The organism is Streptomyces sp. 8K308 (assembly GCF_004348315.1).
In the GTDB taxonomy this organism is placed as follows: Bacteria; Actinomycetota; Actinomycetes; order Streptomycetales; family Streptomycetaceae; genus Streptomyces.
Window position 1 is genome coordinate 1 of the sequence record NZ_SMKC01000261.1, and the last position, 10,101, is coordinate 10,101.

The following is a 10,101-nucleotide window of genomic DNA, read 5'->3' on the forward strand; positions in this document are numbered from 1 at the left end:
TACCGGCCCCGCCCAGAACAGACCGACCCCCACCCGACACAACCTAACGAAGCACTACTAGACGAGTTATGTCGAAGTCCTGCGGAGACGGGGTGAGGGTGTCCAAGCTCCGGTTGTGCTGACCGACCTGGACACCCTCATCACCGCACTCTACGTGGAGATCGACGACCGTCTGCCGCGAACCCGCAGGATGGGCCGGCCGCCGAAGCTCTCCGATGCCGAGCTCGTCACGCTCGCCGTCGCGCAGGCTCTGCTGGGGATCACCTGGTGCTCAGGTGCGGGGAGCAGTTGTCGCAGATGATCGCGATGCGCTTGCCGGCGGGGTGCAGGGAGCGCAGGTAGCGGCAGAACTCCAGGAACTTGGAGCGGTGTTTGGTCTTCTTGATGTGGCCGTATAGCTGGTCTTTGCCCAGGTCGTAGGCGGCGAACAGGTGTCGGACCCCGTGTGGGCGGGTGTAGGTGGCGCGGCGGCGTGGGCGCGATTCGCGGTCGGGGTCCTTGTGCTTGCCGCCGCGTTCGGCCCACTGGTGGCCGGGGTGGGGCTGGAGGTTGAGCGGGCCGAACTCGTCCAGGCAGATCACGACCTCGGGTTCGCCCGGCTCGGGGATGACCTCGCCGTCGGCGATGGCGTAGAGGTGCTCGACGCGGGCCTTCTTGGCCGCGTAGTCCGGGTCGCGGGAGGTCTTCCAGCTTTTCAGGCGTTGAAAGGTGACGCCTTCCTCGCGGAGCAGGATGCGCAGGCCCTCGTGGCTGATGTCGTCGACCACCCCCTCGGCGACCAGGAAGTCGGCCAGTTTGACCAGGCTCCAGGTCGAGAACGGCAAGCCGTGTTCTACCGGCTTGGACTTGGCGATCTTTTTGATCTCGCGCCGCTCGGGCAGGGCGAACGTCTTGGGTCGGCCGCCCTTGTACTTCGGGTAGAGCGAATCGAAGCCGTCCGCGTTGAAGTTGTGGACCACGTCCCGGACCCGGTCCGGACTGGTGAACGTCACCTCGGCGATCTTGGCCACGCCCATACCCTGTGCCGATAACAGCACCATCTGGGCCCGCCGCCAGGTCACCACTGACCCGGTGCCCCGCCGGACGATCCGCAGCAGCCGCTGCCCCTCGTCGTCATCAATCTCGCGGACCCGCACACGCTCAGCCACCCGCCCAGCATGGCGCACACGCGATCAACCATCCGAACGGCGCGTCACCACAACAGGGCGAACGTTGCTGGGCGGCACTAGATCGCCCGGCAGCCGTGGGATTCGCGCCTGTCCGGACCGAGCCCGAGCGGGCGCGGTCCAGACAGGACGCTGCGGGCCGGTGGCGTCACCCGGTACGTCTCCTGAGGGTGCGACCGGACCTGGCGCCGGTCGACGTGGCGGCCTTGCGTGTCAATATTGGTAAGTCTAGACTTACCGTTCGTGAGAGCTTACGAAGACCCGGGTCTGGGTCTGCTCGGCGACCCGAGCAGGCGTGCGATCTTTGAGCTGCTCGCCCGAGGACCGTGTTCGGTGGGTGAACTATCCCGGCAGCTCCCGATCAGTCGGCCCGCGGTTTCCCAACACCTGCGGGTGCTCAAGGACGGCGGGTTGGTCGTCGGTCGAGCCGAGGGCACCCGCCGGGTCTACCAGCTCAACCCGGAAGGCATCTTGGCCCTGCGCGCCTACCTGGACGGAATCTGGGACAACGCGCTCACGGCGTTTCAGAAGGCTGCCGAGGCCGACCAGACCGACCTGTAGGAGAATGAGATGAGCAAATTGGCAGTCCCGCCCATCATCCGTCGCACGATCACTGTCGATGTCCCCATCGATCGTGCGTTCCGCTTCTTCACCGAGTCTTTCAGCGCCTGGTGGCCACCCGAATACCGGATTGGGGCGGTACAACCGTCCGAGGCCGTGCTGGAGCCGCGGGGAGGTGGGCGCTGGTTCGAACGAGCCCCGGACGGCACTGAATGCGGGTGGGGTCACGTGCGTGTCTGGCAGCCCCCCGAGCGGCTGGTGCTCACCTGGCAGATCACCGGCGAGTGGCGATACGACGGGGATCCCGACCACGCATCCGAAGTCGAGATACGCTTCACGGCAGTCGGGTCGGGCGTCACCAAGGTCGACCTGGAACATCGCCTACTGGAGCGGCTCGTCGGTGGCGAGTCGGTGCACGACGCGGTCGGTGGCGACGCGGGCTGGCACGCCGTCCTGCGCCGGTTCGCCCGGTCGGCCACGAAGCCCCCGGGGGCAGTGTGAGCGCCACGATGCCGAGTACGCCGCGGTCATTGCCACAGCGTCGCGCCGCGGCCCTTCAAAGGCTCGACACCAACGTCCACCTCTGGCTGAGCACCGCCAGTGACGGTCACGGCGCCCATCTGATTCCGGTCGCTTACGTCTGGGACGGCGGCCGCCTGACCATGGCCACCTTCGTCCAAAGTCGTACGATGGCGAACCTGAAAGCCAATCCTCATGCGCGAGTTGCTATCGGAACCACCTCCGACGTCGTGATGATCGACGGGCTGGTCGAGTTCGTGGAGGTCGCCGACATCGATACCGACAGTGCCGAGCGATTCGCCCGGGTCTCACACGACCCCCGCGCCATGCCGGGATTCCGGTACCTACGCATGGCGCCAACCAGAATCCAGGTCTGGAACGGTTTCAACGAGTACGCGGGACGCACCGTGATGGCGAACGGGACCTGGCTCGACAAACCCATCGACTGACCACGGTAAGACGTCGAAGGCCAGGTGGCGGGCACTCCTCATCGACCTCACGGACGCGTACTCGTTCTGCCACCCGCACAGCCTGACGGCCACCCGCCGCCCAGGCAGGACCCAAGCGGCGCGTCGCATCACAACAGGGCGAACGTTGCCTGATACGGCACTAGCCGCGGCCTCCGCACGTGTCCGCCGTCTACGCGCGCGTGGATGCTGGGGAGTCGACCGCCGTGCACTGGATCGGGGACTGCCTCGCCTACGGCTGAGCTGGGTCCGAGCTGCGGCAGTACAACACCGTCCACACCATGGGCGAGTGGCTGCGCCGGAACGGTGGCGTGGCCGCGGAGATCGCCGAGCACCACGACAACTGGGCACGGCTGGGCTTGGCCCAGGCCAGCGCGGCGACGTGCGGGGAGACGGAGATCCCGGCGGAGATCCCGCTCGTGCTGCTGATGTCAGACGGCATCCCGGATCACGTTGGGCACGAGGGCATGGAGCAGTTGTGTCGCGAGCTCGGTGACCGCCCTCAGGACCTGGCGGACGCGCTCGTCGCCACGGTGAAGGAGGACGACGGGGGCTACCGGGATGACGCGACGATGGTGGCGCTGCTGCGAAGCTGAAGGGCATGCTGCGCGGCCCCCTGTTGCGCGGCGCCCTGTCCCTCCCTGGCGCGCCGGCGGTCGTACTCGAGCGGGCAGCGGCTAGCTCATCACGAGGTCGTCCAGTGTCCACGCCTCGCCGTCGGCGGTCGACAGGGTGCACGTGTAGGTCGTGCGGTGGGGTATGCCGTGCTCGTTGTCGGCGTCCACGTGGCCGTCGACCTGGTACCGCCACGGGTTCTCGGCGAGGGTAGCAATGAGGGTGTCCAGCCGCCCGGAGAAGTCCACGACGCCGTGCGTCTGGAGCTCGCCCCTGACGAACTCCTCGCACTTCAAGGCCGCACGCTGCTGGGACGGCGAGGGCGCGGTGCCGCACGCGGTGACGGTGAGGGTGAGCACGGCGAGGGGGAAGCTGGCGAGTAACGGTCGAGCGTGTCTCATGTGCCTGATGATCTCCCGCACGCCGGCCAGGTGTTGGCGCCGTGCCCGTTTCGTGATGGCGCGCCGTTCGGAGGGTGCGTGGCGCGGCTGTCAGTCGTCCGGCGCCCGCCAGCAACGTCTGGCACGCACCTCACCTAGAATTCGAACACGTGAGCGGCTATCCGGCGGACCTCGACGCACTGCGCGGCATCGTTGACTGGCTCGAAACCGAACTCACCGGGGCCCGCGCCGCCCTGGCGGCCGCCGAGCAGCGGGTCGCCGAGGACGAGGCGCGGCCGCGGTTCTGGGTGGGCTGGGACCGCCGGCCCCACGACCGCCCCCGCACTTCATGACGAGTCGTGCTGGCGCCCCGGGGCCCCGAACCTCACCCAGGCCGAGGCGCGTGCCGTGCTGGCCGAGCACGAAGGACGGATCCGGACGTGCGACGTCTGCGCGGCCAGCCCTAAGGGGTGTCCCGTAATCGCAGTCAGGCGTCGCCAAACGTGCTCATGGTGGCCGAGGGCAGCAGGGTCGTCACTTGGGATCGACGAGCAGGTCCCGGATGTACCAGTCGAGCCGTGTGCCGTCCTTGCTGTGTGTCTGCTTGCTGTGGGTAAATCCTGCCCGCTGCGCGACTGCGGCAGATGCGGGATTCTCCGTCTCCACCTGGATCACCGCTTCCTGCCCGCCCTCACTGGCCGCGTACAGGGAGGCCAGGAGGACCGCGCGGGTGGCCAGGCCGCGCCCTCTCCAGAACGGGTATAGACCGTACGCGACATTCACCTGGCCGGGAGTCAGCCCCTCTCCTTCGAACCGCAAGTCGATCGTCCCCGCGAGCGCCTCGTCGGCGCCCGCCCGGATGCCGAACGCACGGAGCGATCCAGACATTTCCCACTGTTCCAGACAGTGCCGGAAGTAGGCTTCGACACCCTCGCGCGTGCCGGGACCGCCGTTGAGATAACGAACGAGCAGCTCATCTTCGCCTGCGAGGTGTGCCTCCACATCGTCCAGGCACAGCGGGGACAGAGTGACGATGCCGTCGGACAGCTTCACTTCATGCATCCGGCGATTCTTGGCGCCAGAGCCGCCTCGCGCCATCGGATTCCGCAGGACGTCACGCAGAGCCACTCCACCACAGGAGATGATCTCGGTGTGGCTGGTGTGATCACGGCGTCGGAGCCGTCCTGGATAGCCCCGTTCACCGGGCTGAGCCCCCGCTGCTTCGGCAAGTTGCTAACCGCGCTACGGCGCGAGGACGCGGATCCGGTACGCAAGGGCCGGCCCTGGAGCCTGCCGCTGGAGGACCGGGTCCCGCTGGTCGCCGCCTACTGGCGGACCAACCTCACCGCTGCGGCAGTTGGCGCCGTTGTTCGGGGTGTCCAAGTCCGCTGCGGACCGCATCATCGACCACCTCGGGCCCGCGCTCGCGCTCCAGCCCCGCAGGCGGTTCCGCAAGGACACCGTGCTGATCGTGGACGGAACCCTGGTCCCCACGCGCGACCACACCATCGCCGAGCAGTCCAAGAACTACCGGTACTCCACCAACCACCAGGTCGTCATCGACGCCGACACCCGGCTCGTCGTCGCGGTCGGCCGCCCGGTCGCGGGCAACCGCAACGACTGCAGGGCGTGGGAGCTGTCCGGCGCCAAGGCTGCCGTCGGCAAGACGACGGTGATCGCGGATGGCGGCTACCGGGGCACCGGCCTGGTCATCCCGCACCGGCGCGAGAAAGACCAGGCCGAACTCCCGGCCTGGAAGCAGGAACACAACGCCTCCCACCGCAAGGTCGGCACCCGCGTCGAGCACGTCTTCGCCCGGATGAAGGGCTGGGAAATCCTCCGTGACTGCCGCCTGCAAGGTGACGGCGTCCACCACGCCATGCTCGGCATCGTCCGCCTGCACAACCTCGCCCTCCCCGGATGAGGAGCAGGCGGCACATCACGCGACCGTGTCCAGACCACCCAAAGATCATTTACGGGACAGCCCTTAGCGAGGCTCCGCCGTGCCTCTGAGCCCCCTCACTCGTTCGAAGGCGCTGACGTTCACCTCGTTGCGATGATGTTGCCTGGCTCGTCCAACCAGACGACGTGCTGGCCGTCAGGCCCGACGGTGAGCCCGAACCGGTCGACGGCCGGCTCCCCCAGTTCCTTCCACCACGCGTACGTCTCCACTAACTCGTCCCACAGCCGGCGCTCGCCGGCCTGCCGGACCACGATCTCGTCGCCGCCGCGGCGGACGGCGGCCGTCCAGCCAGGGGCAGTGCGGCTGTAGAGCCACTGGGTGTGGCCGTCCTCGTGCTCTTGCACCGCATACGTGGCTTCGCGCATGCGCAGGCCGGCGATGAAGGTGAAGGGGTGCCATGGCGTGTGCGGCGGCGGCCGGACCCTTTTCATCACCATAGTTACATAACGTAGCCCTGCTGCGGCCAGATAACTCCCCACCAACTGGCCGCCAGGCAGCCGTGCACGCGTGCTGGTCATTCCGCGTCCACCGAACGGACGGTGACCTTGTCCCGTTCCCGGACCACCTCAACGGCATAACGCCGCGCGGCCACCTGAGCGGACCGGAGATCCGCACTCACCTCCACAGCGGACGGATGCACACCTGCCAGGCGGCCGACATGCTCTTTGACCACGATGACCGCCACGTGCTCGTCCGCCCGTGCAGCAGGCGGCAGACCCCACGCATGAACCGTGCCCGGGAGCCAGTTCAGTTCCTCCGCTTCCCTCAAGGTCAACTCGGTCTTTCCGTCCATGGTCCTGGACAGCCCCAGTCCGCGCACCGCACGGCGGCGGCCGAAGAATGCCCGGCGCTCGACCAGCGTTGCGGCGGCGAACGGCCCGAGCGGCAGCAGGATGTCGATCAGCCTCAGTGTCGCGACGACCCGCTCGCCCAGGCAGAACTGAACGTGGAACTCCGGCAACGACTCGTCCTCGGCGAAGAACCCGGCGAAGCGGGCCTCGATCTCGACCGCACCGGCCGAGGGCAAGGTCTCGAACAGTTCCAGCGAGGCCACTCGCAGCGGGAAGCCGACCTTGCCGTTGCCGATCTCCGGTGCCCAGCGCCACAGGCTGTGGTGCGGGATCGCCTGTACGCCGGCGTCCAGCAACCCCTGGTGCAGGCACCCTCGGGGCACCGTGCCACTGCAGGCGTCGAGTACGGCGGAGGAACCGGTGGCCCCGATCGCCAGTGACTTCAGGTACTGGAAAGACGGGCCGTGGAAGAGTTCGGCGGAGGTGTACGGGTCAGGCTGGGCCACCTTGTCCGGCAGCGCGGCGAACCGAGGTGGACGCGTGGCCGGCCGGGTGCCCACCAGCACAATCGCCCGCGCCACCTCCTCGAACCTGGACAGCGCGGCGGTGGCCGCATCCCGCCACAGCAGCAGTTTCACCACCAGCCCGGCCGGGCCGTGTTCCACCTCGGTCCGTAGCCGGATGATCTCGGTGACCTGGATCCAGCGCCGGAGTCGGACATCTCGTATGGCGACCACGTCCTGGCCGGTGTAGTCGGCCGCGGCCTCGGCGAGCCGGTCGACGACGGACATCATCGGCAACGCCGGGACAGTCCAGGTCGGGCAGTGGTCGGTCACCCAGGTATCGAGCGCGGGATCGAGCACACGGTCCACCACCGTCGGCGGGCCGTCTCCCGACACGACCCGCATCCCGATGCCGCGGACATGGTAGATGCAGGTGTCATCCCCCCAGAGCCGGGCGTCGGCGATCGCGTAGCACCCGCGCTCGTCCTCGCCGACCGCCAAGATCTCCAGCACCACCCGGATCAACCGGTTGGCCGGGGTGATCTGACCTCGGTACTTCCAGACCACTTCGTGGTCGGGCAGCACCGGCTCGAACCGGGGGTGCGGCACACCTGAGGTGAGCCCACGCTCGATCAGATAGAACTGGAGCAGCTGGCATATGGCCTCGACACCGAGGGAGCCCGGCTGCACCGGGTCCTGGAAGAAATGTGCCTTGAAGAACCACTCGCCCGCGTCGACATCCTTCTCCGAGCGCACCAGCCCGAGGCCGGCGCTGCCGCCCTCGGGCCAGTAGCCGGTGATGCGGTCGAGCATCAGCAGCATCGGTCCGGGCAGGTGGACCGCTCCGGTGAAGTAGCGGGCGGGCCGCGTCGTGAGATCGACCGCGAACTCACTCGGCGCCGTCGGCCGGGCCCGCTCGGTCTCCGGGACCGGTAGCCCCGGCTGATTCTCAAACGCCGAGGAGGGGAAGTAGCCGAACACCGTCGACAGGGTGAAGATCTCGTCGCCATCGGCGAGACACCGCACCGTGAACGACTCGACGATCATTTCGCCGCTGCGTGAGATGTTGGTCAGCTCGGCGTGCGTGCGCACGGTCCGGGTCGCCGGGGTCACCTCGCCGGTGACTGTCCCGGTGCCGTCGAGGTTGCGGAAGAGCAGGTCGATTTCGGTGTTCAGCGCGCTGCCCACGTACGTGGCCAGCCAACCGCACGGTTGCAGTGCGATCTCCATCAGCACGGCGAAGGGCATGACCGCGCTGCCGTTCTGCTCGAAGTACCAGGCATGCTCGGGCACGTCGTATTCGGCGACGACGGTGCTACCCTGCCTCATCCCGCCCTGTGGTCCGTCCACCGAGACGATGCGGGTCATGAAGTGATACGGCGGCCCCGGCAGTCGCGCGACCTTGCGGGCGCCGTCGAAGGGCGCGGCCATAGCACCGAACGCCTCGCTCGGCTTGCCCCACGCACACGCCAGCAACGAGGGGTAGTCAAAGGAGAACCCGTCGACCTGGGCCACCGCCGTGGGCTCGTGGTGATCGGTCAGACCGCCGAGTGCTGCCAGGGGTACGGGTGTACCGCTGGTTTGCTCGGTACGGCCGCCGAGCTGCCGCCAGTGCGACAGCGGCCAGTCGGGCACCAGCCGGAGTGCGATGTTGTGGCCGTGGAAAGCCTTGACGCCGTCGACGGTGCCCAGCACGTCAGCGTGCAGGGTCGGCACCGGGCCGGTGGAGACGCCGTGCACGAACACCTCGTACACGATCTTCCTGCTGCTAGGAGTGGCCTGGCCACGGCAGCGGACGGTGCAGGGCTGCCCGTCGGCGGGCTCGAAGCGCCAGCCGTCCCGGTCGATGGTGCAGCCCAGGGCGGCCAGGTAGAAGGCCATCGCCTGCAACGTGCCTTGGAGCATCAGGGTGCCCGGCATGCACGGGTCGTTCTTGAAGTGCCCGTCGAAGAACCAGTCATCCGGCGAGACGGGCGTCTCGGCGCGCAGGTAGCCCCGCCCCCACGGCCCGCCGGCCGGGTCGAACTCGGTGACTTCGGAAAGGAACAGCAGGCGGCCGTCGTCAATGCGCGGGGAGCGCACATGTGCCCTGGTGAGCTCCCAGCCAGGGCCGAAGCAGTCCGCAGGTTGGCCGGCGGCGAAAGCCAGCACCTGTTCGACGGTGAAGCTCGACCGCGTGCACCGTTGTGCCGGGGGATCCAGCGCAAGCTCTCGGAGCGGTGCGCACTCGGCGGGGTCCCAGCGCACCCCGTCGGTGCTGTCCAGTTCGGCCTGGGTGAAGAAGCCGGCCTGTCCGTTGCGGACACTCAGCCGGAGTTCGTCCCCGATATAGCAGTCGTAGTGGAAGAAGAACAGGCGGACGCCGTCGTGTTCGGCGTGTCGATCGATGTGGATCTCATACCGCAGCGTCTCCTCCGCCTCGGGTCGGCTGCCGTGGTAGGTCAGCTCGCAGCCGAGCAGTCGGTAGGCCCGTTCGCCGCGGTTGATCAGGTCGATACCCAGCCAGCTGATCAGCAGCAGGTCCGCCTGGCCCGCCTCGATCATCAGTCCGGCCGGGATGCGTCCGGTGGCGTCGAGGTACCAGCTGTCCAGGCGGATGTCGGTCTCGGTCCAGATCGTGCCGGTGGCCTGTGCCGGGCCGGGCTCGGCCAGCGCGGCGGGGTGGGCGTCGATGCCGGTGACCCGGTCGACGAGCAGCATCGGTGGTCCTGGCATACGGGTCTGCACCGCGTACTGGTCCTGCGCGCGGAACTTCGGCCCGAACAGGGTGGAGATCCGTTGTGCGGCAAGGTATTCCAGCTGGGCCCGGTCGAACTTCGGCCCCGGCAAAGAGCGCTGACCGAGTGGTGCGACCGGTGGCGGGATGACCGGTTGGCCGGGTGGGGGCACGAACGCCATGGGAGACGCCGACGTCGTGCCTGCCCGCGCCGCATGGGTCAGTGCGGTCACCAGCTGTGCCCTGGTGTGCAGGAACCGCTGGTGGGCCTGCACCTGCTGGGCCATGAAGTCCTGGTGCAGCGCGATCACCCGGTGGCTGTGCTGGATGACGAGCGCGTGCAGGTCCATCGGCTGGGCCTTTGGGGCGAGAACGGGCTGGCCCAGGGCCTCAGTCACCACGGGCGGGACGGGTTCGCGG

Annotated in this window: 8 protein-coding genes and 4 pseudogenes; 7 read left to right on the top strand and 5 right to left on the bottom strand. The window is 68.2% G+C overall.

Annotated elements, in window-relative coordinates:
• Window positions 1–115: 115 nt before the first annotated feature.
• Window positions 116–259, top strand: a pseudogene (locus tag E1265_RS27125) (IS982 family transposase); the annotation flags it as partial.
• A gap of 4 nt (window positions 260–263) precedes the next feature.
• Here E1265_RS27125 and E1265_RS27130 read toward each other — a convergent pair.
• Window positions 264–1,148: pseudogene (locus E1265_RS27130) on the bottom strand (IS630 family transposase); the annotation flags it as partial.
• Between the two features lie 261 nt (window positions 1,149–1,409).
• Here E1265_RS27130 and E1265_RS27140 point away from each other — a divergent pair.
• From E1265_RS27140 to E1265_RS27155, 4 genes are all read left to right on the top strand, one after another.
• Window positions 1,410–1,727, top strand: a complete 318-nt coding sequence (locus E1265_RS27140; RefSeq protein ID WP_132933631.1) for a metalloregulator ArsR/SmtB family transcription factor — start codon at window positions 1,410–1,412, stop codon at window positions 1,725–1,727.
• A 9-nt stretch (window positions 1,728–1,736) separates the two neighbouring features.
• Complete coding sequence (locus tag E1265_RS27145) at window positions 1,737–2,228, top strand: SRPBCC family protein (RefSeq protein WP_207931224.1); 492 nt, start codon at window positions 1,737–1,739, stop codon at window positions 2,226–2,228.
• Window positions 2,225–2,695, top strand: a complete 471-nt coding sequence (locus E1265_RS27150) for a pyridoxamine 5'-phosphate oxidase family protein (protein WP_243741137.1) — start codon at window positions 2,225–2,227, stop codon at window positions 2,693–2,695. The genes E1265_RS27145 and E1265_RS27150 overlap by 4 nt, the downstream gene beginning before the upstream one ends.
• 299 nt (window positions 2,696–2,994) lie before the next feature.
• The gene (locus E1265_RS27155; protein ID WP_243741138.1) at window positions 2,995–3,309 is read left to right on the top strand and encodes a SpoIIE family protein phosphatase; all 315 of its coding nucleotides are present in this window, start codon (window positions 2,995–2,997) and stop codon (window positions 3,307–3,309) included.
• An 81-nt stretch (window positions 3,310–3,390) separates the two neighbouring features.
• Here the strand turns inward: E1265_RS27155 and E1265_RS27160 are convergent, their stop codons facing one another.
• Complete coding sequence (locus tag E1265_RS27160) at window positions 3,391–3,729, bottom strand: hypothetical protein (RefSeq protein ID WP_132933632.1); 339 nt, start codon at window positions 3,727–3,729, stop codon at window positions 3,391–3,393.
• 149 nt (window positions 3,730–3,878) lie between these two features.
• Between E1265_RS27160 and E1265_RS27165 the strand changes: the two genes are divergently transcribed.
• Window positions 3,879–4,061 (top strand): hypothetical protein, encoded by a 183-nt coding sequence (locus E1265_RS27165; RefSeq protein WP_132933633.1) that lies wholly within the window; start codon window positions 3,879–3,881, stop codon window positions 4,059–4,061.
• A gap of 181 nt (window positions 4,062–4,242) precedes the next feature.
• Here E1265_RS27165 and E1265_RS27170 read toward each other — a convergent pair whose 3' ends face one another.
• A complete protein-coding gene (locus E1265_RS27170; protein ID WP_243741139.1) occupies window positions 4,243–4,770 on the bottom strand; it encodes a GNAT family protein in 528 nt (175 codons plus the stop codon).
• 90 nt (window positions 4,771–4,860) lie between these two features.
• Between E1265_RS27170 and E1265_RS27175 the strand changes: the two are divergent.
• A pseudogene (locus E1265_RS27175) lies at window positions 4,861–5,632 on the top strand (transposase).
• A 119-nt stretch (window positions 5,633–5,751) separates the two neighbouring features.
• On the opposite strand, the gene E1265_RS27180 reads toward E1265_RS27175, so the two are convergent.
• Both E1265_RS27180 and E1265_RS27185 read right to left on the bottom strand, forming a co-directional pair.
• Entirely contained in the window at window positions 5,752–6,189 is a 438-nt protein-coding gene (locus E1265_RS27180) for a hypothetical protein (RefSeq protein WP_132933634.1), read from the bottom strand.
• A pseudogene (locus E1265_RS27185) lies at window positions 6,186–10,016 on the bottom strand (hypothetical protein); the annotation flags it as partial. The gene E1265_RS27180 and the pseudogene E1265_RS27185, both read right to left, overlap by 4 nt.
• Between the last annotated feature and the right edge of the window lie 85 nt (window positions 10,017–10,101).